This window comes from Sorangium sp. KYC3313 (genome assembly GCF_052075895.1).
GTDB lineage: Bacteria > Myxococcota_A > Polyangia > Polyangiales > Polyangiaceae > Sorangium > Sorangium cellulosum_B.
Genome location: NZ_CP197255.1, coordinates 2621298 through 2646422 on the forward strand (window position 1 = coordinate 2621298; position 25125 = coordinate 2646422).

Sequence of the window (25125 nt, forward strand, 5' to 3'; positions counted from 1 at the left end):
GCTCCTCCGCGCGCCGACGCCTCGTCGGCGCGCGGTCGCGAGGCCTGGTCGCCCCGCTGGGCGCTCCGGGCTACCGGCACGTCCGGCAGTCCCCCCCGCAATCCACGGCGAGCTCGCTTCCGTTCAGGACCCCGTCGTCGCACGAGGGCGCCTGGCAGACACGCTCCCTGCACACGCCGGAACCGCAGTTCTCGCCGGTGAGGCACGCCTCGCCCGCGGGGCAGAGCGGGCACGAGCGCGTGCCGCAGTCGACGCCGGTCTCGAAGCCGTTCGCCACGCCGTCGACGCAGGTCGGAGCCTGGCAAACCCCCAGGCGACACACGCCCTCCTTGCAGTCGATGCCCGTCTCGCAGGAGGCGCCGAAGCCACACGGCTTGCACGAGCCGCCGCAGTCCCGGTCGGTCTCTCCTTCGTCCGCATCCGTGACGTCATTGCTGCAGTGCGGGGGGATGCAGGCGTCCGCCGTGCAGGTCCAGCCCTTGAGGCACTCCTCGCAATTCCAGATCTGGATGACACCACCACTCCCCTCGCAGGAAAGGAAAACAGGCGCCGTCAGCCCCAATGCAATGACGCGTCGAAGCATGGTGCTCGCTCTTCTCGTAGTTGATGGTCTGGTGACGATGACAGTACATCATGCACGGGCATCGAGGGTACCGATCTGGCTTTTGTCGCGCGGATTTATCGCATTCCGGACTGGCGGTCCGGATTGTCAAATAATCGACATGAAGAGGCCCTCGACGTGCGAGCGCCCTGATCCGACGGGCGGAGATCGGACACGCAGAGATCGGAAGTGCGGAGTAAGGCGGGTGAGGAGAGGGGAGGGGGCTCATCCACCACGCGCCATGCGAGAGGGGCCGCAGCGGCCGTTCTCTACGGATCGGCAGGAGCGCGCGCCGCGTGGCGGGGCGGCGCGCTCCTCACGCGAGGCGGCGCGCGCCGCGCTCAGGCGCGGGCGGCGGCGCGGCGCGCCGTGATGAAGGATCGCACGCAGAGGGCGACGAAGCCCGCCGAGAGGACGGCCATCACGGACTGGGCGATGACGGCCGGGGGGCGCGCCACGTCGCCGCCGGAGAGCAGCGTCGGCAGCTGGGTCAGGCCGCGGGCGGAGCCGAGGACGCCGAGGACGCCGACCATGGCCGACGCGTGCATGGCGTGCATGCGGTACCTCTCCTGCCGCGCGAGCAGGCCGAGCCCGATCGCGACGACCCCGAAGCCGGCCGGGATGAGCGCCGTCGGCGCGCTCGTCGCCGCGAATCCGCCGACGCCGAGCGCTGTGAGCAGCGCTCCGTAGCCCATGGTCAACGTGGACATGCTCGACATGAAGAGCCTCCTTTTCTTTCGGAGGCCCGGGATACCGCGCCGGGCGCGCGTCCGCCACCGCATCCGCCCGCCCGTCGCCCGCGACCGCGGCCGCCCGTGGTCGCGATCGCGTCCCTCAGCCCTCGCGCCCTCGCGGGTCTTCGCGGGCGGAGCGCCGCGGCGTGGTTAGAATCCGCCGTCCATGCTCGGCCTCTCCCGCCTGCGGGACAGCTTTGCGTACACTCCACGGACGCTCCAGCTCGTCTGGCGCTCGTCGAAGGCGGCGAGCGTCGCCCTCGGTGCGCTCACGCTCGCCGCGGCGGCGCTGCCGCTCGGGGTGGCGTACGTGGGAAAGGCGATCACGGACGCGGTGGTCGCCCGCGACGAGCGCGCGGCGCTCGTGTGGGTCTCGGTCGAGCTCGGCCTCGTGGCCGCGCTCGCGCTCGCGCAGCGCGGGCTCTCGCTGACGCGGCAGCTGCTCGGCGCGCGGCTCTCGATCGACATCCACGGGATGATCCTCGAGAAGGCGCTCTCGCTCTCGCTGGTCCATTTCGAAGACCCCGAGTTCTACGACCAGCTCACCCGCGCGCGCCGCGAGGCGTCGTCTCGCCCCGCCGCCGTCGTGACCGAGAGCTTCTCCCTCGTGCAGAACCTGATCACGCTCGCGGGGTACGCCGCGCTGCTCGTCGGGTTCAGCGCCCTCGCGGTGCTCGCGCTCGTGCTCGCGGCCGTCCCCGCCACGGTCGCCGAGGCGCGCTTCTCCGGCGCGGCGTTCCGCCTCCGGAACTGGCGCTCTCCCGAGGCCCGCCGGCTCAATTACCTGGAGTACGTGCTCGCCAACGACGGCCACGCCAAGGAGGTGAAGCTCTTCGGGCTCGGGCCGACGTTCCTCGAGCGGTACAGGGCGCTCGCGACGTCGTTCTACCGGGAGGACAGCGCCCTCGCGGTCCGCCGCGCCGGGTGGTCGTTCGGCCTGTCGCTCCTCGGCACCGCCGCGTTCTACGGCTGCTATGGCGCCATGGCGGCCGGCGCCGCGGCGGGGCGCATCTCGCTCGGCGAGATGGTCCTTTACGTGGCCGCCTTCCGGCAAGGCCAGCAGGCGTTTCAGGCCGTGCTCGCCGGCGTCGGCGGCATGTACGAGCACAACCTCTACATGTCGAACCTCTTTCAGTATCTGGCCATCCCGACCGGCGAGCCGCCCGCGCCGCCGGCCGGCAGCGGAGACGCGCCTGCGCCCCCGCCGGCCGGCGACGCGCGCGACCGGGGCGTGCGGTTCGAGGGGGTCGGCTACCGGTATCCTGGCCAGTCGCGCTGGGCGCTCCGGGGGATCGATCTCCACATCCCGAGCGGCCAGAGCCTGGCGCTCGTCGGGCACAACGGCGCCGGAAAGACCACGTTCATCAAGCTGCTCGCGCGGCTGTACGAGCCCACCGAGGGGCGAATCCTGCTCGACGGCAAGGATCTCCGCGCCTGGGAGCCCGGCGCGCTCCGCCGGAGGATCGGTGTCGTCTTTCAGGACTTCGCCCAATACCAGCTCACGCTGCGCGAGAACGTCGGGCTGGGCAGCGTCGAGCACCTCGCGGACGAGCCGCGCGTCGCGCGCGCGGTCGCCGAGGGCGGCGCCGACGAGGTCGTGACGGTCGTGCCCGGGGGCCTCGACGCGCAGCTCGGGCGCTGGTTCAAGGGCGGCGTCGAGCTGAGCGGCGGGCAGTGGCAGAAGGTGGCGCTCGCGCGCGCCTTCATGCGCGAGCAGGCCGACATCCTCGTGCTCGACGAGCCGACCGCGGCGCTCGACGCCGAGGCCGAGCACGCGGTCTTCCAGCGGTTCCGGTCGCTGTCCAAGGGGCGGACGACCATCGTCATCTCTCACCGCTTCCCGACCGTGCGCATGGCCGACCGCATCGTCGTGCTCGACGGGGGGCGCGTCGTCGAGGAAGGCACCCACGACGAGCTCGTCGCCCGTGGCCAGCGCTATGCCCGCATGTTCGCGCTGCAGGCCGAAGGGTACCTGTAGCGCGGCCGGCGCGGCGCGTTCGGTGCGCCGGCGAGCGGGCGCGCTCCGCACGCGGCGCGGCCTGCTTCTCGTGGGCTCGGGCGAGCTCTGCCTGCTAGGCTCGCGCTCATGCGCGACACGCTCCCCAAGGAGGTCGGCCAGGCGGTCCACATCCTCCGGTTGCTCCGTGGGCTCAGCATGCAGGAGTTCGCGGAACGGGCGCAGCTCTCGGCAACGTACCTGCGGCAGGTCGAGCGCGGCGAGCGGGATCTCGGGCTCGGCGCGCTCGGCCTGATCGCCCAGGGGCTCCAGTGCGAGCCGCGCCTGCTGCTCCCCGGCGACGGGCGCAGCCCTGTCGCATCCATCGTGGCAGAGCGCTTTGACCAGGCCGAGGAGGCGCTCCAGAGCGCGATCCTCTTTCTGCTCATGGAGCCTGACGATTCAACGAGAAAGCAAGCAATGCTCGCCCTCGCCAGCGAAGATCCGGAACGCGCGCGCCCGGCAGCTCCGCCCAAGTCGCCCCGCCCGGAGCGCGCCTTTTCAGGGCGTATTACTCCGCCGTCGAGCCGTCGTTCCGGAAAGTGATAGACCCGCCTCGCGCGCTCCGTGGCGCCGGTCGGCGCTGGCGACGGCTTCCGCGCGCCTGAGACCTCTGTTACTGTCGCCGCCAACCGATGTTCCCCGCGCCGTGTCCGGGGGTGTCATGGACTCGAACCTCGTGCCGGAGGTCCGACGCAGTGAGCAGAATCTTTTGGGCTGATCCAACACCGCAGCCAGCATGGACGAACGCGCGCCGCGCTGCGCTCTCCTTCCAGCGCGCGAGGCCTGAGTCCTCCGTGCCCGTCGCGCCGATCGAGGCGGAGGGGCCATGGTGATCCTCGGGCAGGAGTTCGCGGGGTACACCATCGTCGCGAGCCTCGACTCTCCCGCTCCGGCGGAGGCGTATCGCGCGCTCGACGCCGATGGCCGCGAGGTGACGCTCTATGTCCAGGAGGGCATGGGCATCGACGCCGGTGCGTTCCGCGGCGCGCTGGAGAGGCTCCTCTCGCTGTCTGCGCGGGTGCACGGCATCGTGCCTGTGATCGCGGGCGGGATGGAGGGAGATGCGGGGTGGATCGCTGCCCGGCAGAGCGACGATCCCTCGGTGGAAGATCTGCTGCCCCGGCTTCGCTCCGTCGCGTACGAGCTCGTCGTCGACGTCGCGCGGACGCTGGGCGCCGCGCACGCGCTGGGGCTCTCGCACGGGGATCTCGGCCCGCACACGGTGGTGATCACCGGTCAGGGCGCCGCTGTCCTGAGGGCGTTCGGGCTGCACCTGCTGTTCGGGGCGCCCGGGGACGCCATGGCGGATGCGGCGCGGTACCGGGCGCCGGAGGTCTTCAACGATCCGCATGCTCGCGCGATGGATGAACGAACCGACGTCTACGGGCTCGGGATGCTGCTGTATTGCCTCCTCGGGGGTCAGCGCCCGTTCGACGGCCGCGATGATCTGGACGTGTGCGCGCTCGACGAGGTGCCGCCGCCGCTCGAGGGGGTGTCGGCCCAGGTGAACGAGGCGCTGACCCGGGCGCTCGCGAAGGACCCTGACGCGCGGTTCCAGACGGTCCACGAGCTCATGGCCGCCGTGCGGCCGCTGCTCGTGGGCGCGGCGCCGCTCGCGGGGGGCGCTCCGCCGCCGAGGGGATCGCGCCCGCGAGCGGCGGCCGCTCCGCCGCTGCAGGAGCCGGCGCCGGATACGGAGCGGAGCGCGCCCGCTCCGGCGTCCCGCAACACGCTGCCCACCGGGACCCTCCCTCCGGAGGCCATGCGGCACCCCGTCGTCGAGATCGCCGCACCGCGCTCGCGCAGCAACGTCCTGCTGGCCGGTGGAGCGCTGCTGCTCGTCGCGCTGACGAGCGCCGCCGTCGCGGTGCCGTTGAGCTCGTACATCGCCCAACGTGGGATACCGCCCCCACCCGCCGGGCCACCGGCTCACGTGAGTGACTTGCATCACAATGAGCCGACAGCCTCACCGGTGCAGTGCGACCCCGGCGCCTCCGAGGCGGTGGGTCCTGCCGTCGAGGCGCCGGCGACGAAGTCCAGGGCGACGCGCCGCGCTGAGCACGCCCCGCTGGTCGCGACCCCCGCCGTGGAAGCCAAGGGTAGCCCCGGGCAACCGTGGTACGGCGACCAGCTGTTCTAAGGCAATCCCGCGAGCCCGTTAGCAAACGACACCCCGGCGGATTGGGGCCGCCGGGGTGTCTACGCCGCAGACCTCGTGCCGGAGGCCTGGACGCATGGCTAGCCTACTCAATGCATTGCATCGATCGATCAAATTTTCTCACATCGCAGACAAATTTTGTTCGATTGCCAGCAGAGCCGGGTTTTCGGCTGGGTGAACCGACCGAGGCTGAAGCAGGGCGCCCGGGCGGGTGGGTGAACCGACCGAGGTTGAGGTTGGGGATGCCGGCCGACCGAGGTTGGGGATGCCGGCCGACCGAGGTTGGGGATGCCGGCCGACCGAGGTTGGGGATGCCGGCCGACCGAGGTTGGGGATGAAGGCGCCGGAGCGGCAGAACAACCGCCAAGCCGCCAAGGACGCCAAGGGGGAGAGGGGGAAGGGGGCCGTCCGGGCATCCCCCTGTTCCCCTCTTGGCGCCCTTGGCGGCTTGGCGGTTCCCTTCCCCGGCCGACTTCCCGCAGTCGTGCCGGGGCGCCCTTCGGCTCACCGCGATCGCTCAGCGGAGCTCGTTCCCCGGGAGCGGCTGGAACACGTTTGCCCGGTACCACCTGAGCTCCTCGATCGACTCGCGGATGTCGTCGAGCGCGCGGTGGATCTCGCGCTTCTTGGGCGCTGCGCGCAGCGGGTACCAGCGGCGCACCAGCTCCTTGAGCGTCGAGACATCCACGATGCGGTAGTGCAGGAAGGAGAGGAGCTCCGGCATGTAGCGCTGCAGGAAGGCGCGGTCCTTCCACACGGAGTTGCCGCACAGCACGGCCGTCCCCTTGTCGCAGTGCGCCTCGAGGAACGCGCGCGTCTCGGACTCCGCGTCGCCGACCGAGAGCGTGGACGCGCGGATGCGCTCGAGGAGCCCCGAGCGCTCGTGGAGATCGCGGACGAAGTCGCTCATTCCCGCGAGGACGCTCTCCGGCTGGTGGATGACGAGGCACGGCCCCTCGGCGACCACGGTCAGGTCGGGCTCCGTGACGATGGTCGCGATTTCCACGATGGCACACGAGCCCTCGTCGAGCCCCGTCATCTCGAGATCGACCCACACCATGCGCTGCGACCGGTCCGTCATCGGCGGCGAGCATAGCCGATCCGCGCCGGCTCCGGTCCACAGAGACCCGGCGCGACCCGGCTGCCCCGGGAACGGGCGGTGTGCTAAGCACGGGCCGGACACCGGGCTCGGAGGCCTGTCATGCGAGACGTCTTCATCGTGGATGCCGTTCGCACGCCGCGCGGGCGCGGCAAGGCGGGCAAGGGAGCGCTCTCGGGCGTGCACCCTCAAGAGCTCCTCGCGCAAACGCTCAATCGCCTCGCCGAGAAGACGGGGATCCGCAAGCAGGACGTCGAGGATGTGGTCGTCGGGTGCGTGACCCAGGCGGGCGAGCAGGGCGCGTGCATCGCGCGCACCGCCATCCTCGCGGCCGGCTGGCCGGACGACGTGACCGGCGTGACCGTCAACCGCTTCTGCGGCTCGGGCGCGCAGGCGGTGAACTTCGCGGCGATGGGGGTCATGTCCGGCCAGCAGGAGGTCGCCATCGGCGGCGGCGTCGAGAGCATGTCGCGCGTGCCGATGGGCTCGGACGGCGCGCCCCTCGACGGGAACAACCTCGCCCTCCGCAAGAAGCTCGCGATGGTGCCGCAGGGCATCTCGGCGGACCTCATCGCCACGATCGAGGGCTTCTCGCGCGAGGACGTCGACCGCTTCGCGCTGGAGAGCCAGCGCAAGGCCGAGCGGGCCGCGGGCGAGGGGCGCTTCGCGAAGAGCCTCTTCACGGTCGTCGATCTCGACGGCAAGCCGCTGCTCAACAGGGACGAGCACCCGCGGGCCGGGGCGACGATGGAGGCCCTCGCGAAGCTCGAGCCGGCGTTCGCCATCCTCGGGTCGACGCCGATGGGCCCCGCCGGCGAGACCGTGGATGCGCTGGCGCTGGCGCGCTATCCGCAGGTGGCGTCGATCCGGCACGTCCACACGGCGGGCAACTCGAGCGGCATCGTGGACGGGGCGGCGGTCGTGCTGCTCGCGTCCGGCGACTACGTGAAGGCGCACGGGCTCGCCCCGCGGGCGAGGATCCGCGCCACGGCGACGGCCGGCGCCGAGCCGGTGATCATGCTGACGGCCCCTGCGCCCGCGTCGGAGCGCGCCCTCAAGAAGGCGGGCATGCAGGCGCGCGACGTCGATCTCTGGGAGATCAACGAGGCGTTCGCGGCGGTGCCGCTGCAGACGGCGCGCAAGCTCGGCATCGACCTCGACCGCGTCAACGTGAACGGCGGCGCGATCGCGCTCGGGCACCCGCTGGGCGCGACCGGGGCCTGCCTGATCGGGACCGCGCTCGACGAGCTCGAGCGCTCCGGCAAGGCGACCGCGCTGATCACGCTGTGCATCGGCGGAGGGATGGGCGTGGCGACCATCCTCGAGCGGGTGTGAGCCGCTCCGGCGCGGCGATGGGGGTGCGCGACGATCACGGGAGCGCCTCTGACGAGCACCAGCACGGGCGCGGCGCTCGGCGCGGCGACGGGCACGATCACGGGCATCGCCATGCCCCGGGTCACGACCACGGACACGATCACGGCGACCCGCAGCGCCACGACCACAGCCACGATCTCCGGCGCGCGCCGCTCCGCCGGCTGATCACGGCGTTCGCGCTCACGACGTCGTTCCTGGTCGTCGAGGCGGCGGTCGGGTGGTGGTCGAAGAGCCTCGCCCTGCTGGCCGACGCGGGTCACATGCTCGCGGACGCCGCGGCGCTCGGCATCGCCATCATCGCCCAGCGCATCGCGGCGCAGGCGCGGACGCGCGAGCGGACGTACGGCTTTCGGCGCGCGGAGGTGCTCGCGGCCTTCGCCAACGGCGTCGCGCTGGCGCTGACGGCGATCTGGATCTTCATCGAGGCGGCCCACCGCTGGCGCGCGCCCCAGGCGGTGCACGCCGAGGCGCTGGCGATCACCGCGGCGCTGGGGCTGCTCGTGAACGTGGTCGCGGCGCTGCTGCTCTCGGCCGGCGAGCACGGGCACAACATCAACACGCGGGCCGCGCTGGCGCACGTGCTGTCGGACGCGCTCGGCTCGGTCGGCGCCATCGCCGCGGGCGTGCTCATCCTCGCCTTCGGCTGGACGCGGGCCGATCCGGTGATCAGCGCGGCCATCGGCGCCCTCGTGCTCTGGGGCGGCTGGCGGCTCGTGCGCGACACGTCCCGCGTGCTCATGGAGGGCAGCCCGATCGAGATCGATCTCGCCCACGTCGAGGACACCATCCGGAGCGTATCCGGCGTCGTCGACATCCACGATCTGCACGTCTGGTCGATCTCCGACGGCTTCAACGTGCTCACCGTGCACGTGGTCCTCGCCAAGGGGCACCACGGCACGAACGTGGCCGCCGCGGTGGCCCGGCGGCTGCGCGAGAAGCACGCGCTCACCCACTGCACGATCCAGCCGGAGCCGCTCCAGGAAGAGCTCCTGGTGACGCTCAGGCGGCCGGGCGCCGGGGCGCCGGGCGGGGACGGGGGCGGGCCCGCGGGCGGCTGAGCGCCGCTCTAGATCCGGCGCTCCGCCCCGCGTCAGACCCCGCACTCGACGTTGCCGCGCTGGAGCGCCGTGAGGCGCGAGTCCTCGAGCGCCTCGGCCTCGGCGAGGAGCCACCGGAACATCGCGTTCGCGATCGCCCGCTCCTTGCGCGTGTTGAACAGCCAGACGGCTGCGTGGCACACGTCGGCGTGCAGCTTGGGGAACGCGAGGCGGCGGAACTCCACGCCGACGAGCACCGCCGCGGCCTCGTACTGCGCGCGCAGCGACGTCCACTCGCGCCACTCCGAGAGCGCGGGCAGCTCGCGCCGCTCGTCGACGCGGCGGCGCAGGGCGTCGCACGCGATCTCCACCTCGGACAGGAGCTCGTCGCGGAGGCGCCGGCGCGTGCGGCCGATGGTCGCGCCGAGGTCGTCCCACGCCGCGCGCGGCACGCGCGCCGCGCGCAGCGTCGCCGCGAGGTCCTCCTCGACCGCGCGCGCCAGCGGGCCGAGCGCCGCCTGCGCCCCCGAGGCGCCGAGCGACGCCGCCCGCTCGCGGAGCTCGGCCTGCGCGCGCTCGTCGTCGAGCGCCGCATCCCACGCGCCGCCGAGCCGCCTGAGGTCGTCGCCCGAGACCTGGCCCCGGGGCCGGAGCAGCAGCGCGGCGTGGAGCAGCACCGCCCGGCTCCACAGATCGCCCTCGGCGACCCTCGCGGCGCAGGGCTCGGGCGCCTCCGGCTCCGGGCGCGGCGCGCCCGCGCCCGCTTCCAGGGCCCGGCGCACGAGCGGGAGCGTGGCGCGGCGGCGGGGCGCGACGAGCCATCGCAGCCAGAGCCCGAGCGGCCCCGGCGCGGGCTCCTCGCCGAGCAGCCGCGCCGCGACGGCGCCGAGCAACCACATCGCCCGGCCGCCGCTCACACACGCGTATCCGCTCACGGCCCCCCAGTCGCCGCGGGAGGCCGCCTCCGCTGCGAGCCAGCCCGCGGCGACGCGGCGGGCCGCGTCGGGGCAGGCGCGCTCGTCCAGGCCGGCGACGCTGTCGAAGAGCGCCCGCGCGCCCTCCACGTCGCCGCGGTGCGCCGCGAGCATCGCGCCCGCGGCGATCCCCGCGCCGCGCAGCGGAGCGGCGCTCGCCGAGGACGGCGCGGGCCCCTCGCCGGCGTGCTCGCCGCCGCGCTCGATCCGCTCGCTGACCCAGGCCTCCACCGCGGCGTCCGGCTTCCGCGTGCGGCAGAGCGCCCACGCGGCCGCGAGCGCCGCGCCGCCGCGCCGATCGACGCGAAAGGCCCCGTCCGACAGCGACGCGACGAAGTACGCGGCGCGCGGCAGCCCGAGCGGGATGAGCGCGTGGCGAGCGAAGGACCAGGGCGCCATGAGCAGCGCGAGCGGCGCGAGCGGCACCGCGCACCAGAGCTGACCCCCGGCGAGCGCGAGCGCGAGGAGGATCGCGATCGGCACGAAGACGAACAGCACCACGACGTTCCAGAGGCCCACGCCGAGCATCCGGGGGCGCGGCGCAGCCCCGGGCGAGGCCTTCCGCGCGGCCACCTCGATGATCACCCGCACGACGACGGCGAGCACCAGGAGGCCGCCCCAGCTCATCTCGCCCTCCAGCCGAGCGCGGACAGCGCCTCGGGCCACGGCGCGCGCGGATCCTCCCCGGGCGGCTCCGGCGGCGGCAGCTCGCCGAGGTCGTCGTCGAGATCGTCCTTCGGCGGCGGCCTCGGGTCGAGCCGCGCCCAGACCTCGTGCGCCAGGCGGCGCTCCGGGTCCCGCAGCGCCGCCATCGCCTGCCGCACCTTGTCGGCCGTCCGCGCGCCGGGGCCGACCGGCGTCGGGTACGTCGCGGCGCTCGCCAGCTTGAGCTCGAGCATCCCGAGCAGCTTCTGCCCCTCGCGCTCGATCTCCGCGCGGCTCGCGCTCGGGCGCAGGCCGAGCACGTAGAACGGGTTGTCGCGGATGCGGCCGAGCGCGCCGTCCATCACCGCACCCCCGACTCGTGGCCGAGCCTGCGCTTCTGCGCGTCGACCGGCAAGAGGCGCCAGAGCTCCTCGGTGATCGCCCTGAGCGCCGCCGTGTCGCCGCGCTCCGCCGCGCCGCGCCCGTCGCGCACGAGCCGCTGCGCGCGGACCAGATCCGAGGCCTGGTGCGCCTCCGAGGCGGCGTCCTCGAACATCCACACCCACGCCTTCGGGTGGCGCTGGAACGCCGCGCTGCTCAGGTTGCGGACCAGGCGGAGCTGCCGCTGCAGCTCGACCTGGTTCTTCTCGGCGCGCGCCCGCGCCACGCCCTGCGCGGCCTCCTCGAGGAGCGCCTTCTCCGTGCTCGATCCGAGCTGCGAGATCCACGTCGACGCGCTCGCGACGGCGGCCTGCGCCTCGGCGTCGAGCTCCGGCCAGCGCTTGTCGGCCTCGGCCTGCTCGAGCAGGACGTCGAGCTCGAGCAGCGCGCGCCGCGCCTTCTGCCCCGCGTCGGCGTCGCCGCCGCGCGCCGCGGCGGCGTCGCGCTCCACCTCGGCGAGCGCGCACTCGACGTACGTGACCTTGCCGAGCGCGTGCGGCGCGTCCCTGCGCAGGGCGGCCTCGCGCACCGCGGCGAGCCGCTCGCGCATGGCGGCGAGCGAGGCGTCGAGCACCTCCGGCGCCGCCTCGGGGACGAGGAGGTGCGCGACGCGCTCGAACACGAGCCCCTGCGACGGGATCAGCGCGCGCGCCGAGAGGTGCCCGCCCCGATCGAGCTCGAGCGTCAGCTCGATCGCCGAGCCCGCGGGCAGGGTCGCCGTGAGCCCGCTCCCGTCGATCTCGAGCGTCCCGACCACGCGGCAGAGGTGGGCCACGTCGAGCTCGCCCTGCACGACCGGGATCTTCAGCACGCACGCGCCGGAGCCCTTCGGGACGCTCTCCACGCTGTGGTGCACGAACGTCCGCCGGGCCGGCAGCGGCGCGCCCCGCTCGAAGTAGACGCGCACGGAGTTGTCCGCGAGCGCGACCCCGATCGTGCGCGACAGCGGCGGATCGCCGATCGTGAGCCCCTGGACGATCGTGATCGCCTGCGGGTGCACCGGCACCCGCGCGCCGCCGGCCGCGCTCGCCTCGATGTTGAACACGTTCGGCCGGCGCGGCAGCAGGTCGACGGTCACCACGAACGCCCCCTCGGCGTCGAGCGGGGCCTCGGCGCTCGTCCACCCGTCGCCTTCCCGCGTGAGCCGGATCCGCTCGGGCGCGGCCCCCGGCCCCTCCATGACGCGGCCGACCACGTGGGGCGTGAGATCGCTCGACATGGCCGGGTACTGGAGCCACAGCCGGCGACCCTCCTCCTTGGCCCGCGCGCCCGAGGAGGCGGCCCGCGCGTCGAGCCCCGCCGTCGCCGCGTAGATCGCGGCCCCCTGCGCGACGAGCGTCATCGGGTCGAGCCCCTCGCCGAAGGGCGCGCCGAGCGCGCCCCGGACGCGCTCGCGCAGCGCCGGCATCACCGTCGGCCCGCCCACGAGCACGACGCGCGCGAGCTGCGACGCGTCGAGCCCGTGCGCCGCGAGCAGCCGGCGGCAGACCTCGATCGAGCGGTCGATGATCGGCGCGCAGAGCGCGTCGAGCGTGGACCTCTGCAGGACCAGGTCGACGTCGACGGGCGCGCCGTCCACCTCGAACGCCGCGGGCACCGCGAGCGCCGCCTCGTCGGCGCGGGTGAGCTCGATCTTGATCTCCTCGACCGCGAGCTTGAGCTTGCGGAGCGCGGCGGCGTGCCGCGGGTCGGCGCGGCTCACGGTGACGCCCTGGGTGCGCGCGATCTCGGCGAGCGCCCAGTCGACGATCGCCCAGTCGAAATCGCGTCCGCCGAGGAAGTTGTCGCCGTCGTGCCCGACGACGCGCAGCAGCCCGTCGCGCGTCTCGAGCAGGGAGACGTCGAACGTCCCGCCGCCGAGATCGTAGACGAGCCAGCTGCCCGTCGACTCCTCGACCGTCCAGCCGGCGGCCAGCGCCGACGCCACCGGCTCCTGGATCAGCTCGACGCGCTCGAACCCCGCGCGCCGCGCCGCCTCCGACGTCGCCGCGCTCTGGGGCAGCTCGAAGAGCGCGGGCACCGAGATCACCGCCGAGGCCGGCAGGACCCCGAGGTGCTCCGCGACGTCGGCGCGCAGGGAGCGCAGCACCTCGGCGGCGAGCTCCTCGGGCTTCTTCGCGACCTTCGCCGCCGCGAACTCGATCGGCTGGGCCGTGCCCATCAGCCGCTTGAACTCCGCGCGGGTGTTCTGCGGATCGCCCTCGAGGAACCGGCGCGCGCGCGCGCCGACCGTGACCGTCCCGCGCGCGTCGATCCGCACCACGCTCGGGGTGAGCGTCGCGCCCTGGGAGTTCCTGACGAGGGTGACCTTCTCGCCGTCGAAGGCGGCCGCGGTCGAGTTCGTGGTGCCGAGGTCGATGCCGACGTAAAGCGGGCGTGCAGCCATCACTCGCAAGGATACACGCGCGGCACGGCGGCCGCCCGGCGAGGCATGGAACACGCACGGCGAAGCCGCTGGCGCGCGGCTGGCGCGCGGCTGGCGCCCGCCCGCCCGCCGCAAGGCGCGTCCGCCCTCGGGGTACGGGAACAGCGTACGTCAGCGCAGCGCCGCGGCGCCCGCGGTCACCCTGCGAACAGCTGCGTCACCCAGACCCGGCCGGTCGGGTCGCGCACGACCGCCACGCCGGTCCTCCCGTAGCGCCGGTCGAGCAGGTTGCCCCGGTGCGACGGGCTCGCCCAGATCGCGCGGTGCGCTCCCTCGGTCGTGCCCGAGCTGGCCACGTTCTCCCCCGCGATCGTCGCCTCGTACCCGGCCGCCCCGAGGCGCGCCGCCGGATCGCCCGAGCCCACGTCGTGGCCCACCATCTTCGCCTTGATCATCTCCTCGGAGTGCGCCCGCGCCAGCGCGGCGAGCGCCGCGTCGCGCGCGAGCGCGGGCAGGCGCTCCGACGCCCGCGCGGCGTTCATCATCCGCAGCATCGCGTCCTCGTCGCCCTGCGCCCCCTTCGCGGCCTCCTCGCCCGGCGCCGCCGCGCGGACGAACCGGCCCGGCGGAGCGCTCCCCGCGAAGATCATCGCCTCCAGCACGGGCCTCGGCCCGGTCGACACCGTGGCCAGCACCTGCACGAGCCAGCTCCCCGGCTGGTCGACCGCGAAGCTCGAGCGGAGCCGCGCGCCCGACAGGGAGCTCAGCACCGTCTTGGGCGCGCCCCGCGGCCCCAGCAGCACCACCTTCGCCGCGGTCGCCGGGACCCGCATCGTCCCTTCGAGGGTCACCCATTGCCCTACCCGCGCGGTCGTCGGCAGCGGCGACAGATCCGCGAGCGCGTCCACCCCGATCGCGGACACGATCACCGTCCCGTCCGGCTTCTTCGCCTGGGCCACCCCACATCGCCGCACCCCGAGGGTGGTCCACCCCGAGAGCCACCCGTCGATCCGCGCCCCGATCTCCGCCGGCCCGAGCCCTCGGCCGGAGATCGACCATCCCCTCGGCCACGCGTGCGGCGCGCCGGCCGCGCGCAGCGTGAACGCGAGCTCGTCGGGCGGCATGATCTCCCCGCCCTGGAGCTGCCGCTCGACGTTGCGCTGGGCGACGGCGGCGAGCGCCGTGTCCGCGCTGCCGCAGCGCGCCGCGAGCGCGGCGATCTCCGGCGAGACCGCCTTGGGGGGCTGCGGCGAGCGCGTCGTCGCCTCCCACGTGAGCGCCGGCGGCTCCGCTGCCGCCGCGCCCGCGGAGGCGAGCGCCGCGCCGAGCACCCCGCTGGCCCACCATGACCGCATTCGACTCGGCTAGCAGGTTTCCCGCCCCGGCGCTCGTTCACCCGCGTCGCCGCGAAAGCCGCGCGGTCCCGCGGGCGGCTCGTGCTACCGTGGCCGTCGCGCAGGATGGCTGAGGTCTCCAAGGCCGCGAAGGTCGGCGTGATGACGATCGTGCTCGCGGGCGCGGCCTACGGCGGGTACCGCTTCGTCTCGCGCGACATCGGCGGCGGGAACGGCTACCGCGTCTGGGCCACGCTGCCCGACGCGATCGGCGTGTCGCCGCAGTCGCGGGTGATGATCTCGGGCATCCAGGTCGGCGTCGTCGACAAGATCTCGCTCTACAACGGGCAGGCGCGCATCGACATCAAGATGAGCCCCGACGTCCCGCTCTACGAGGACGCGGCCATCGGCAAGCGCGCGACGAGCCTCATCGGCGAGTCGTTCGTCGTGCTCTCGCCCGGCACCGAGGGCAAGCCGCGCATCCCCGACGAGGGGAGGGTCCTCTATTACATCGACGAACCGACGATCCAGTCGATGCAGGGGCAGGTCGCCGAGATCCTGAAGGACGTCAAGACCGTCACCGAGACGCTGAGGAACACCGTCGGCTCCGAGGGCGGGCAGGAGCGGCTCGCGCAGATCCTCGAGAACCTCGCCGAGGTCACCGAGCAGATGAACGCGACCGTGCGCGAGAACCGCGCGGGCGTCACGGAGACCATCAACAACATCAACCAGATCACGGGCGACTCGGGCCCGCGCCTGCGGGAGATCCTGCGCAACGTCGAGCAGGTGAGCCGCGACATCCGCATGATGACGGCCGCGGCCGAGGTGCCCGGCCGGAACGGGCAGCCCGGGGAGCTCCGGAGCGCCGCAGAGCGCGTGGGCCGCGCGACCGAGAGCCTCGAGTCGGCGCTGAAGCACGTCGACAGCGTCGCCGCGCGCGTCGACCGCGGGGAGGGGACGCTCGGCCGCATCACCCGGGACGAGACGCTGATCAACGAGGTCGAGACGGTCGTCGAGAACGTCGGCGAGCTCGTCGGCGGGCTCAGCCGGTTCCAGACCGTGGTCGGGCTGCGCACCGACTACAACTTCCTGGCGAACACCATCAAGAGCTACGTCGAGCTCAGGCTCCAGCCGACGGAGGACAAGTACTACGTCGTCGAGCTGGTGAACGACCCGCGCGGCAAGACGGACTTCCAGCAGATCGACGTCGACACGACCAACCCGAACGAGCCCGCGCACTACCGCGAGGTCCGCACGATCACGACGAACGCCTTCCGGTTCTCGTTCCAGTTCGCGAAGCGGCTCGGCCCCTTCACGGGCCGGTTCGGCATCAAGGAGTCGACGGGCGGCCTCGGCCTCGATCTCCACCTGCTCGACGATCGGTTCGAGCTCCGCCAGGACCTCTTCGGCTTCGGCGAGGAGCTGTCGCCGCGCTGGCGCGTCGCGCTCGCGTACGAGTTCATCCGGAAGCTGTGGCTGCTCGGCGGGATGGACGACATCCTGAACGGCGATCGCCGGGATTACTTCATCGGCCTGCAGCTCCGGTTCAACGACGCGGACCTGAAGACGGTCCTGCCCTTCGCGCCGTCGAGCTTCTGATCGCGCCCCCGCCCTCTCGGCGCGGCCCCGGCGGTGCGCGCGGGCCCCTGTGCTATAGCGCGAGCATGAAGCGCTCGCTTCTTCGCCGAGTGCGTCGCGGATACGCGCTCTTGATCCCCTTCGCCGCGATCTCCGCGGCGGCCTTCGCTTCGGCCTGTCAGGGGTGCAAGCTCCCCGCGACGGCCGCCGTGAGCGCGGACGCGGACGTGGACGCGAACGCGAACAAGCCGACGGTGCGGCTCTACGTGCTCAGCACCGTGGCCGGCGCGCTGGAGCCGTGCGGCTGCACGAAGGATCAGCTGGGAGGCATCGACCACCTCGCCGCCTTGGTCGAGGCCCAGCGCGGCGAGGCCCCGGATCGGCTCGTGGTCGGCGCGGGGCCGCTGCTCTTCACGGATCCCGAGGTGAAGCCGGAGCGCTCCTCGCAGGACGCGTGGAAGGCCGAGGCGATGGCGCTGGCGGCGAAGGAGATCGGGCTGACGGCGTGGGCGCCTGGCGAGAACGACTGGGCGCTCGGCGCGGAGGCGCTCGGCAAGTACCAGGCGCAGTCCGGGGCGGCGCTGCTCGGCAAGAACCTCGAGGGCGCGAAGGGCGTCCAGGGCGTCGTCGTGCGCGACGTCTCCGGCGTGAAGGTGGGCCTCATCGGCGTGAGCGACCCGAAGGGCCGCTCCGGCGCCTACCCCGAGGGCGTCAAGGCCGGCCCGGCGATCGACGCGATGAAGGCGGGCGTCGAGGAGGCGAAGAAGCAGGGCGCGAGCGTCTTCGTGGGGCTCGCGGCGCTGCCCAGGGGCGAGGCGCTGCGGCTCGCGGACAACGTGCCGGAGCTGCACGTGCTGGTGCTCGGCAAGCCGAGCGAGCGCGGCGACGGCAACGACGGCCCGAAGCCGCCGGAGATCATCGGGTCGACGCTGGTCGTGGAGACGCCGAACCACCTCCAGTCGGTGGCGGTCGTGGATCTCTTCGTTCGAGACGGCGGCGGCGGCCCGCTCGTGTTCGCCGACGCGGGCGGCGTCGCGAAGGCCGGGGAGCTCATCAGCCTGTCGGAGCGCATCCGGGAGCTCGAGATCCGCCTCAACGGCTGGGAGGGCGACGAGCGGGTGGCGGCGAAGGACGTCGAGGCGCGGAAGGCGGATCTCGAGAAGCTCCGGGCCGAGAAGGCGCAGCTCGAGGCGGCGGAGACGAAGGTGACCGGCAGCTTCTTCCGCTACAGCTCGGTCGAGGTGCGCGAGAAGCTCGGGGCCGACAAGGACGTCGCCGGGCAGCTCCTCGCCTATTACAAGCGGGTCAACGACCACAACAAGCAGGCCTTCGCGGATCGCGTCCCCGAGAAGCCGGCGAAGGGCGAGGCCAGCTACATCGGCATCGACGCCTGCACGAACTGCCACGACGAGGAGCGCAAGGTCTTCGACGGCACCGCGCACGCGCGGGCCTACGCCACGCTGCAGCAGGATTTCAAGGAGTTCAACCTGGACTGCGTGAGCTGTCACGTGACCGGGTACGGCAAGCCGGGCGGCTCCACCGTGACGCACAACGCGTCGCTGCAGAACGTGCAGTGCGAGGAGTGCCACGGCCCCGGCTCGCTGCACGCGAAGGATCCCGAGAAGAAGGGGCTCATCGTGCTCTCGCCCCCGCCCCAGAGCTGCGTCACGCAGTGCCACCACCCGCCGCACGTGGAGGGCTTCGATCCCATGGCCAAGATGCAGCTCATCCTCGGCCCCGGGCACGGCAGGGACTGAAGGAGGGGGCGCGGCGGCGGCCCTCTCCCGCTGGTTCTTCTGGTTCTGGGCTGCTTCTGGGCTGCGGCATTCCCGCGCCGTTTCGATCGCGCTACGGAATGCGCCTGTGACGAACGTCCACGCCGTCGTCTCTCGCCTTGGCCCGGTCGAGAGCGCGATCCTAGCGGAGCTCACCGCGGGCGCGCCGCCGTTCGCTGTGCATCGCCGCGCCGCGCTGAGCTCGACGCTCCGCTACCTGGAGGGCGGCGGCGGCTCGCCGGTGGTCCTCCTGCACGGCCGCGGGAACGCCGCGACGACGTGGTTCCCGCTGCTCCCCGAGCTCGCGCGGCGCCACCGCGTCGTCGCGGTGGATCTTCCCGGCTTCGGTCACGCGTCGTCTCCGCCCTTCGGCGGCGGGGGCTTCGAGGAAGGACTCCGCTTCTTCGCCGAGCCCGTGGAGGAGCTCCTTCTCGATCTGGGCCTCGGCGACGCCGCCCTCGTCGGCCACTCCCTCGGCGCGCTGGTCGCGGCGGAGATCGCGCTCCGCAAGCGCGCGCGCCCGCGGAAGCTCGTGCTCATCGGCGCGATGGGGGTCGGTCCCGTCATGACGGCGTGGAGCCGCGCCTATTTCCGCGCCCCGCCGGAGCGCCTGGTGCGGGTGCTCGGCCCCGCGCTCTTCCGCCGCCTCCGTCCGCCGCGGCCCACCCCGCTCGGCGAGCGTCTGGCCGCCTTGCACGGCGAGCTTTACGCCGTGCCGGACGGCCGGGTCGCGCCCGCCGCCGCGTTCAACGCGCTGTTCCCCGCCCTCGGCGCCGTTCCCCATCGCCTCCCGCGGCTCGGCGAGATCGACGCGGAGACGCTGGTGCTGTGGGGCGAGCGCGACGACGTGTTCCCGGCGCCGATCGGCATCGCCGCGGCCGCGGCGATCCCCCGCGCCACGCTGCACATGGTGCCGCTCGGGCACGCGCCCCACCTGGAGGATCCGGCGCTCGTCCTCCCGGCGCTCACCGCATTCCTCTCGGCCGGAGCAGCTCCCTCCCCGTAGCCCTCATGCGATGGCACGACATCGCCGTGCCGTTCAGGAGGGGAGGATCGTGGTCCGGGATGGGAGGATCGTGGTCCGGGAGGGGAGGATCGCGGTCCGGGATGGGAGGATCGTGGTCCGGGATGGGAGGATCGTGGTCCGGGAGGGGAGGATCGTGGTCCGGGAGGGGAGGATCGCGGTCCGGGATGGGAGGATCGCGGTCCGGGAGGGGAGGATCGCCGTCGAGGGCCTCAGTGCACGCCGCCGACGAGCCACGCCTGCGCCGGGACGAGCACCTCTTCGGGCGAGCCTCCGCCCTGCGACGCCGGGCCGGTCGCGCTGCCGTCTCCCATCGGCGTCATGCGGAACCCGTGGTCGCCGAACACGAGCAGCAGCGTCCGCGGCGGCAGGCTGGCCATGAACCGCGCGATCACGTCGGCGACCTCCTCCGCGATGGCCTCGATCCGCTCGGCGAACGGCGGCCCGGCGGCGCGCAGGCGCGCCTCCACGAGGTCGAGCTTCATCAGCTCCCGCGACCCGACCCGCTCGCGCCGCAGCGTCGCCACCGCGCGCCCGCGGGCGATGGCGGGCTCCGCCTCGCTCGGGGGCATCGTCTCGCGGAGCCCGTCCGGCCCTCGGGCGAGCAGCGAGATCTGCGCCGTCGTCGTCGGCGGCAGCGCCGCCCAGAGAAGCGATCGCTCCACCAGGATCGCCCGATCCACCAGGATCTCCTTCATGTGCGCGGCGACCCGCTCGCCGAGATCGAAGCGCATCGCGTCCACGAGCAGGAGCTTCACCCCGCGCGCCCCGTTGAGCCGGGCGATGCGGGCGGCGATGTCCGGGGCGTCGAACACCATGGGCGGCCGCTTGCCGGTCACGCGCAGCGCCGAGAACGCCTCCCGGTAGCTGTGCTCGAAGCTGGTCCTCCAGCTGTCGACGACGCCGCGCACGGCAGCGTCCGTCTCGCCCGCGAGCGTCGCGCCGAGCAGCGGCGTGTAATGGGTCGCGAACAGCTGCTCGATGACCCGGACCGGCTTCGGGCCGCGGGCGTTGTCGAGCTCGACGGCGAGCGCGCGCCACTCCGCCGCGCTGAGGACCCGGTCGCGCGGCGTCTTCCGCTCCCGCCGCGCCTGCGGGGGCGCGTCGGCGTCCGCCTGGGCTTCGTCGGCGTTTGGCGCGTTTGGCGCGTTTGGCGCGTTTGGCGCGTTCGGCGCGTTCGGCGCGTTCGGCGCGGCCTCGTGCGCCCCTCGCGGCGGCCTGAGCGTCGTCGCTGCGCCGCGCTCCTCGTGCGGCGCGCCCGGCTCGGCGGCCGGCGCGCCCGGCTCGCCGCTGGCGGGCGCCATCGCGGCCGTCTCGTCCGTGGCCGGCGGCGTGCCCGCGCCCGGCGCCCGCGCCGCGACGGCGCTTCTCCCGGCGACGGCGGCCGGCGCGTCTGCGCGGCGGATCCTCGAGGAGCGGGGGGGCAGCACGCCGCGCAGCCGCCCATCCGTCCGCCCTTCGGCGGAGGCGGGCGACGCCGGTGCTCCATGCGCTTCGGGGGCCGTCGGCCTGGCCTCGAGCGCCTCGTCCGGGGCTGTCGATCGGGCCTGGAGCGCCTCGTCCACGGCTGTTGGCCCCGCCGGGAGCGCCTCGATCGGGGCTCTCGCTCCGGCGCTCGGCTGCGTCGGCCCGGCGGGGCGCTCCTCCCCGCGCGCCGCGAGGCTCCGCGCCTGCCCGCGCGGGGGCATGGAGGAGACGGCGCCGTACCCGTCGCGCGTGCTCCTCTCGACGAGGTCCGCGAGGGGCACCGGCGCGAGCACCTGCGCGGACCTGTCGTCCGCGTCGAAGACGAGGGCGACGGGCGCCTCGCGCGCCGCGCCGAGCCAGGCGAGGAGCGTCGCGCTGTCGTCCGGGTGGAGCGCGCGCGGCGAGGCCGAGCGCCCGCCCGCGAGGCGCGGAAGGGCGACGGCGAGGCCCGCGGCGCCGAGCGCCCTGGACCGGAAGATCTGGTCGGCGATCACCACCTCGATCGGCGCGCCCGCCTGGACCCGCGGCGGCAGCGCGCCGCGCAGGGCCAGCGCGAGCTCGACGGCCTCCTCGATCGTCGCGCGGAGCTGCCCGTCGGGCGCCGCCGGGGCGCTCGCCCAGAGGAAGCGCTGCGACCTGAGCTCGCGCTCGGAGTCGGCGCCCTGCTCGCTCGGGGCGAAGCGGGCCGTGCCGCACGGGGGCGCAGGGGGGGACGTCGGTCGGCCCTCCTCGGAGGCGGAGTCGAGGCGGGAGACAGGATCGAGGCGCATCGCGCGGGACCCTCGCAGAGCTCGCGGAAATGGGCCAAGTTTCGGCGAGCGAGCGACCGAAGGCAGCGCCGGCCGCGGCATCGGCGGGCCTCTCGCGAGGCCGCGGCGGGTCTCGGGTGGGGGCCTAGCGGGACTCGCGCGCGGTCTCGGCCATGAGGGCGAGCAGGGAGCAGGCGATGGCGAACCGGGCGTCGATTCGCCCCTGGTTCATCGACAGGTCGAGCGTGAACTCCTTCACGAACCACCGGAACACCTGCTTCACCTTCGCGACCTCCTGCTGGTGGAGCTCGATGTGCCACTTCCCGATGAGGAGCGGGAACATGCGGCGGAGCAGCGCGGCGCCGTCCTCCTGCATCAGCCCGACCGGCTGATCCGCGGGGTCGAGGATGTCCCAGGTGTCGCGGACGATCGATTTGAGCCCGCGCGAGCGGAGGGTGCCGACGCGCTCGCCGGTGCGCGCGTCGAGGACGTCGAGGCACCGGTTGAGGGCGATGACCTCCCGCGCGCGGATCGTCAGCAGCGGCTGCGACTCCGACTCGTCCGCGAAGAGGGTGAACTCCTCACGCAGCTTGAGCAGCGGGTGCTTGACGAAGCAGACGAGGGAGCCGTCCGGCGCATAGACGTGGAACTTGCGGCCGAGCAGCGACCAGAAAGGCCGCTTGATCGTGTACGTGGGGTGCGAGAACGGTTGAACCGCGAGGCCGCCGTGCGCGGCTTGGGCTTGGACCATGGGGCTGGCAGGCTGCATCGGCGTCGAGTAGGCCGGAGCCGAGCGCGTCGGTCAAGCAGCGACGACCGCGCGTCTCGCGCGTTCAGCGACGACCGCGCGTCTCGCGCGTCTACCGCGCGAGAGGGCCGCGCTCCTCCACGGCAATGCCCGCTGCGATGGTCTTCACCAGCTCTGGTTTGACGACCTTGCCCATCGCGTTGCGCGGCAGCGCCCGCACGACGATCGACTCGCGTGGGACCTTGTAGGGCGCGAGGCGCTCCTTCGCCCAGGCGCGGAGCGGTCCGGTGGCGCACTCCGCCTCTCGCCCGGGCGCGGCGACGACGACCGCGACGACGCGCTCTCCCCACGCCTCGTCAGGGACGCCGATCACCGCGACCTCGGCGATCGCGCCGTGCTCCCGCAGCGCCTCTTCGATCTCGAGGGCGGACAGCTTGTATCCGCCGCTCTTGAGGATATCGACCGAGGTCCGCCCGAGGAGCCGGAAGCGCCCGTCGCTGGAGCGCTCGGCGACGTCGCCGGTGCGGAACCAGCCGTCCTGGAAGGCCGCGGCGGTGGCGTCCTCGCGCCCGAGGTACCCCTTGAAGACGCTGGGCCCGCGGATCCAGAGCTCGCCCCGCGCGACCGCGGCGTCGCGCGGCGCTCGCGGATCGCCCGGCGGTCGTTCCCCCGGCGTCCACGCATTGCCCGCGTCGTCCGTGATGCGGGCCTCGACGGTCGGCAGCGGGAAGCCGACCCAGCCTGCCCGCCGCGCGCCTGGATCGAGCGGGTTGCTCATACCGACGCCGATCTCGGTCATCCCGAAGCGCTCGAGCGGGATCGTGCCGGTGAGGTCGCGCCAGCGCTCGGCGAGCGTCACCGGCAGCGCCGCGGAGCCGCTCGTCGCGAGCCGCAGGGCCTTCGCCCCCGCGGCGAAGCCGGGCGCGCCGCCCCGGTCGACGTGCTCGAACAGCCGCTGGTACATGGTCGGCACCGCCATGAACGACGTCACCGAGCGGCGCGCGATCTCGGCGGCGACGCGCTGGGCGTCGAAGCGCGGCAGCATCCGGGTCGCGCTGCCCGCGAGCAGCGACGTCATGAGCGCGATGACGACGCCGTGGAGGTGGTGCAGCGGCAGCGCGTGCAGCAAGAGGTCGTGATCCGAGAAGCCCCAGGCCGCGCGCAGGAGCTCCGTTTGCACGGCCAGGTTGCGGTGCGTGAGCAGCGCCCCCTTCGGCTTGCCGGTCGTGCCGCTCGTGTAGAGCAGGAGCGCCGGATCGTCCGCGGCGATGTCGGAGATCGCCGCGTCTCGCCCGGGCGCGGCGCGCTCCAGGTCCTCCACGCGGAGCACGGCGCGGCCCTGCGCGATCGGGGCGGCCACGGCGGCGAGCTCGCCGTCGGTGATGATCCGCCGCACGCCGGCGTCGCTCGCGAGCCACTCGAGCTCTGCCGGCGGATAGAGCGCCGACAGCGGCAGCGCGATCCCCCCGGCGAGGAGGGCGCCGAGGAAGGCCGAGACCCACGCCGCGCCGGGCGACACGAGGAGCAGGATGCGCTCCCCCGCGAGGGAGCTCGGGCTCTCGGCCTCACCCGCGCCGGGCCGCGCGCCGCCGGCGAGCAGCGCGCCGCGGACGCGGAGGGCTCGCTCCAGGAGCGCCGCGAAGGTGGTCTGCCCCCGCTCGTCCTCGACGGCGGTTCGGGCGGACGAGCCGAGCTGCGCGAGCCGTTCGACGAGCGGGGAAGCCATCGCGCGGACTCTCGCACAGCGGGGGTGCGCGGAGCCAGGCCGGTTGGTTACACTGCCGCGCCATGAGAGCTTCCTGCCTCCTTTTCAGCGCCTCGCCGCGCCTCGCGCTCGCCGCCGGCCTGCTCCTGGCCGCGGCGGCGTGCGAGAGCGCGCCGAAGCCCGCCGAGCCTGGCGCGGCCGCCACGGCGGCCTCGAGCGCCGAGGCGCCCGTCGCGCCGCCGAAGCCGAAGGGCATGCCGGAGCTGCTCGTCGACTCCATGGGCCCGTACATCGGCGGCCAGCGCGTGGATCTGGCGCACAAGGAGGGGCCCGAGAAGCTGACGAAGGTGATCCGTGAGCTGCCGATCGAGGGCAAGCCCGTGACGCTGCTGGCCGACAAGAGGGCGAAGCCGAGCGCCGTCGCCGCCGTCGTGACCGAGCTCGGCGCGGCCGGCGCGCCGAAGGTCGTCATCAAGACCGACGGGCGGGACGACCTCCCGAAGGAGATCACGGTGGTCCCCGAGGGGCGCGTGTCGAAGCCGCCCTCCTGCGCCGTCAGCACGATGGTGCTGAAGGACCTCGCGACGGCGATCTGGCCGTTCGGCGGCGGCATGGGCAAGAAGCAGCGCAAGGGGCTCGCCGGCCCGGATCTGTCGAACACCGGCGAGCAGCTCACGAAGGACATCGCCGCGTGCAGCGCGACGGTGGCCTTCTTCTCGGCGGACGACGAGGTGCCCTGGGAGATGGCGCACAACCTGGCGGGCACGGTCATGGCTTCCGACGCGAAGAAGAAGCTCGACACGCTCGTCCTGCTCCGCGCTGCCCCGGTCGCGGGGCGGCCAGTGCAGCTCGGTGGAAGCTGACGTGCGCAGTGCCGGGGGGATCCATCACCTGGATCGCCGTGCCTTCGGGGCACACCGGCCGCAGGAGGCAGCGGGTGCGCTCGATGCGCATTTTTGCGGAGGGGCTGTCGAACGCGGTGGGGCGAGATGGCGTGTGTGCTCGTTCGAGCGCGGGTAGGGTTGGCTGGGGTGACCGCGGCACGATCCGGCACAGGCGATGGTGCTGCGAAGGCACAGAAATGCGCGGGCGAGCGCTCGCCGTTGGGGTCGGCCTGGATCATGAATAGGGCGAGTCGCCGGTCCCCTGCGCCATCGGGGGCGTGACAATCACGGGAGGATGGTTCGGACATGTCGAAGCGACTTCTTGGATCCGCCCGCGCGAACAGGGGCCGGAGTCTCCGTCCCCGGGCCTCCCAGCCGCGGGCGTCGGCGGCGCCTGAGGGGCCGGCCGTCGCGACCAGGGACTCCGCGAGGCC

The 25125-nt window shown here is 73.7% G+C and carries 19 protein-coding genes; 9 read left to right on the forward strand and 10 right to left on the reverse strand.

Going from position 1 to position 25125, the window contains the following annotated elements; genetic code table 11:
* Nucleotides 1-70: 70 nt before the first annotated feature.
* Nucleotides 71-583 carry a hypothetical protein gene (locus tag ACSRUE_RS10250; protein WP_437763926.1) on the reverse strand — a complete coding sequence of 171 codons (513 nt, stop codon included), beginning with the start codon at nt 581-583 and terminating at the stop codon, nt 71-73.
* Between the two features lie 359 nt (nt 584-942).
* Nucleotides 943-1320, reverse strand: coding sequence for a hypothetical protein (locus ACSRUE_RS10255; RefSeq protein ID WP_441290841.1), 378 nt, complete (start codon nt 1318-1320; stop codon nt 943-945).
* Nucleotides 1321-1501: 181 nt separating this feature from the next.
* Here ACSRUE_RS10255 and ACSRUE_RS10260 point away from each other — a divergent pair, with 181 nt between their 5' ends.
* The 3 genes from ACSRUE_RS10260 to ACSRUE_RS10270 all read left to right on the forward strand — a co-directional run bounded on the left by ACSRUE_RS10260 (nt 1502) and on the right by ACSRUE_RS10270 (nt 5474).
* Nucleotides 1502-3313 (forward strand): ABC transporter ATP-binding protein, encoded by a 1812-nt coding sequence (locus ACSRUE_RS10260; protein ID WP_441290842.1) that lies wholly within the window; start codon nt 1502-1504, stop codon nt 3311-3313.
* A 108-nt stretch (nt 3314-3421) separates the two neighbouring features.
* On the forward strand, nt 3422-3877 hold the full coding sequence (locus ACSRUE_RS10265; protein ID WP_437763929.1) for a helix-turn-helix domain-containing protein: 456 nt from the start codon (nt 3422-3424) through the stop codon (nt 3875-3877).
* Nucleotides 3878-4160: 283 nt separating this feature from the next.
* A complete protein-coding gene (locus tag ACSRUE_RS10270; RefSeq protein WP_441290843.1) occupies nt 4161-5474 on the forward strand; it encodes a serine/threonine protein kinase in 1314 nt (437 codons plus the stop codon).
* 535 nt (nt 5475-6009) lie between these two features.
* Here ACSRUE_RS10270 and orn read toward each other — a convergent pair.
* Complete coding sequence (gene orn / locus ACSRUE_RS10275; protein ID WP_441290844.1) at nt 6010-6573, reverse strand: oligoribonuclease; 564 nt, start codon at nt 6571-6573, stop codon at nt 6010-6012.
* Nucleotides 6574-6693: 120 nt separating this feature from the next.
* On the opposite strand from orn, the gene ACSRUE_RS10280 reads away from it, so the two are divergent.
* Entirely contained in the window at nt 6694-7926 is a 1233-nt protein-coding gene (locus tag ACSRUE_RS10280) for an acetyl-CoA C-acetyltransferase (protein WP_441290845.1), read from the forward strand.
* Nucleotides 7923-9023, forward strand: coding sequence for a cation diffusion facilitator family transporter (locus tag ACSRUE_RS10285; RefSeq protein WP_441290846.1), 1101 nt, complete (start codon nt 7923-7925; stop codon nt 9021-9023). Before ACSRUE_RS10280 ends, ACSRUE_RS10285 begins: the two co-directional genes overlap by 4 nt.
* 32 nt (nt 9024-9055) lie before the next feature.
* On the opposite strand, the gene ACSRUE_RS10290 is transcribed toward ACSRUE_RS10285, so the two are convergent.
* The 4 genes from ACSRUE_RS10290 to ACSRUE_RS10305 all read right to left on the reverse strand — a co-directional run bounded on the left by ACSRUE_RS10290 (nt 9056) and on the right by ACSRUE_RS10305 (nt 14782).
* Nucleotides 9056-10642, reverse strand: coding sequence for a hypothetical protein (locus tag ACSRUE_RS10290; RefSeq protein WP_441290847.1), 1587 nt, complete (start codon nt 10640-10642; stop codon nt 9056-9058).
* Nucleotides 10600-10983, reverse strand: coding sequence for a hypothetical protein (locus tag ACSRUE_RS10295; RefSeq protein ID WP_437763934.1), 384 nt, complete (start codon nt 10981-10983; stop codon nt 10600-10602). The genes ACSRUE_RS10290 and ACSRUE_RS10295 overlap by 43 nt, the downstream gene beginning before the upstream one ends.
* Nucleotides 10983-13448 (reverse strand): Hsp70 family protein, encoded by a 2466-nt coding sequence (locus ACSRUE_RS10300; RefSeq protein WP_441290848.1) that lies wholly within the window; start codon nt 13446-13448, stop codon nt 10983-10985. The genes ACSRUE_RS10295 and ACSRUE_RS10300 overlap by 1 nt, the downstream gene beginning before the upstream one ends.
* Nucleotides 13449-13624: 176 nt before the next feature.
* Nucleotides 13625-14782 carry a CAP domain-containing protein gene (locus ACSRUE_RS10305; protein ID WP_441290849.1) on the reverse strand — a complete coding sequence of 386 codons (1158 nt, stop codon included), beginning with the start codon at nt 14780-14782 and terminating at the stop codon, nt 13625-13627.
* Between the two features lie 105 nt (nt 14783-14887).
* On the opposite strand from ACSRUE_RS10305, the gene ACSRUE_RS10310 reads away from it, so the two are divergent.
* The 3 genes from ACSRUE_RS10310 to ACSRUE_RS10320 all read left to right on the forward strand — a co-directional run bounded on the left by ACSRUE_RS10310 (nt 14888) and on the right by ACSRUE_RS10320 (nt 19120).
* The gene (locus ACSRUE_RS10310) at nt 14888-16360 is read left to right on the forward strand and encodes an MlaD family protein (RefSeq protein ID WP_437763937.1); all 1473 of its coding nucleotides are present in this window, start codon (nt 14888-14890) and stop codon (nt 16358-16360) included.
* A 110-nt stretch (nt 16361-16470) separates the two neighbouring features.
* Nucleotides 16471-18096 carry a multiheme c-type cytochrome gene (locus ACSRUE_RS10315; RefSeq protein WP_441290850.1) on the forward strand — a complete coding sequence of 542 codons (1626 nt, stop codon included), beginning with the start codon at nt 16471-16473 and terminating at the stop codon, nt 18094-18096.
* A 106-nt stretch (nt 18097-18202) separates the two neighbouring features.
* On the forward strand, nt 18203-19120 hold the full coding sequence (locus tag ACSRUE_RS10320) for an alpha/beta fold hydrolase (protein WP_441290851.1): 918 nt from the start codon (nt 18203-18205) through the stop codon (nt 19118-19120).
* 230 nt (nt 19121-19350) lie between these two features.
* Here the strand turns inward: ACSRUE_RS10320 and ACSRUE_RS10325 are convergent, their stop codons facing one another.
* From ACSRUE_RS10325 to ACSRUE_RS10335, 3 genes are all read right to left on the reverse strand, one after another.
* The gene (locus ACSRUE_RS10325) at nt 19351-21375 is read right to left on the reverse strand and encodes a hypothetical protein (protein WP_441290852.1); all 2025 of its coding nucleotides are present in this window, start codon (nt 21373-21375) and stop codon (nt 19351-19353) included.
* A gap of 124 nt (nt 21376-21499) precedes the next feature.
* Nucleotides 21500-22105 (reverse strand): hypothetical protein, encoded by a 606-nt coding sequence (locus ACSRUE_RS10330; protein WP_441290853.1) that lies wholly within the window; start codon nt 22103-22105, stop codon nt 21500-21502.
* 109 nt (nt 22106-22214) lie between these two features.
* Nucleotides 22215-23828 (reverse strand): AMP-binding protein, encoded by a 1614-nt coding sequence (locus ACSRUE_RS10335; RefSeq protein ID WP_441290854.1) that lies wholly within the window; start codon nt 23826-23828, stop codon nt 22215-22217.
* Between the two features lie 62 nt (nt 23829-23890).
* On the opposite strand from ACSRUE_RS10335, the gene ACSRUE_RS10340 reads away from it, so the two are divergent.
* Nucleotides 23891-24670 (forward strand): ExbD/TolR family protein, encoded by a 780-nt coding sequence (locus ACSRUE_RS10340; protein ID WP_441290855.1) that lies wholly within the window; start codon nt 23891-23893, stop codon nt 24668-24670.
* Nucleotides 24671-25125 lie beyond the last annotated feature (455 nt).

What these genes read in the sequence shown, in the direction of transcription:
- ACSRUE_RS10335 (WP_441290854.1), bottom strand. Translation starts at nt 23,828, where the DNA reads ATGGCTTCCCCGCTCGTCGAACGGCTCGCGCAGCTCGGCTCGTCCGCC.
- ACSRUE_RS10330 (WP_441290853.1), bottom strand. Translation starts at nt 22,105, where the DNA reads ATGGTCCAAGCCCAAGCCGCGCACGGCGGCCTCGCGGTTCAACCGTTC.
- ACSRUE_RS10295 (WP_437763934.1), bottom strand. Translation starts at nt 10,983, where the DNA reads ATGGACGGCGCGCTCGGCCGCATCCGCGACAACCCGTTCTACGTGCTC.
- ACSRUE_RS10300 (WP_441290848.1), bottom strand. Translation starts at nt 13,448, where the DNA reads ATGGCTGCACGCCCGCTTTACGTCGGCATCGACCTCGGCACCACGAAC.
- ACSRUE_RS10260 (WP_441290842.1), top strand. Translation starts at nt 1,502, where the DNA reads ATGCTCGGCCTCTCCCGCCTGCGGGACAGCTTTGCGTACACTCCACGG.
- ACSRUE_RS10255 (WP_441290841.1), bottom strand. Translation starts at nt 1,320, where the DNA reads ATGTCGAGCATGTCCACGTTGACCATGGGCTACGGAGCGCTGCTCACA.
- ACSRUE_RS10340 (WP_441290855.1), top strand. Translation starts at nt 23,891, where the DNA reads ATGAGAGCTTCCTGCCTCCTTTTCAGCGCCTCGCCGCGCCTCGCGCTC.
- ACSRUE_RS10310 (WP_437763937.1), top strand. Translation starts at nt 14,888, where the DNA reads ATGGCTGAGGTCTCCAAGGCCGCGAAGGTCGGCGTGATGACGATCGTG.
- ACSRUE_RS10265 (WP_437763929.1), top strand. Translation starts at nt 3,422, where the DNA reads ATGCGCGACACGCTCCCCAAGGAGGTCGGCCAGGCGGTCCACATCCTC.
- ACSRUE_RS10250 (WP_437763926.1), bottom strand. Translation starts at nt 583, where the DNA reads ATGCTTCGACGCGTCATTGCATTGGGGCTGACGGCGCCTGTTTTCCTT.
- ACSRUE_RS10280 (WP_441290845.1), top strand. Translation starts at nt 6,694, where the DNA reads ATGCGAGACGTCTTCATCGTGGATGCCGTTCGCACGCCGCGCGGGCGC.
- orn (WP_441290844.1), bottom strand. Translation starts at nt 6,573, where the DNA reads ATGACGGACCGGTCGCAGCGCATGGTGTGGGTCGATCTCGAGATGACG.
- ACSRUE_RS10305 (WP_441290849.1), bottom strand. Translation starts at nt 14,782, where the DNA reads ATGCGGTCATGGTGGGCCAGCGGGGTGCTCGGCGCGGCGCTCGCCTCC.
- ACSRUE_RS10325 (WP_441290852.1), bottom strand. Translation starts at nt 21,375, where the DNA reads ATGCGCCTCGATCCTGTCTCCCGCCTCGACTCCGCCTCCGAGGAGGGC.
- ACSRUE_RS10270 (WP_441290843.1), top strand. Translation starts at nt 4,161, where the DNA reads ATGGTGATCCTCGGGCAGGAGTTCGCGGGGTACACCATCGTCGCGAGC.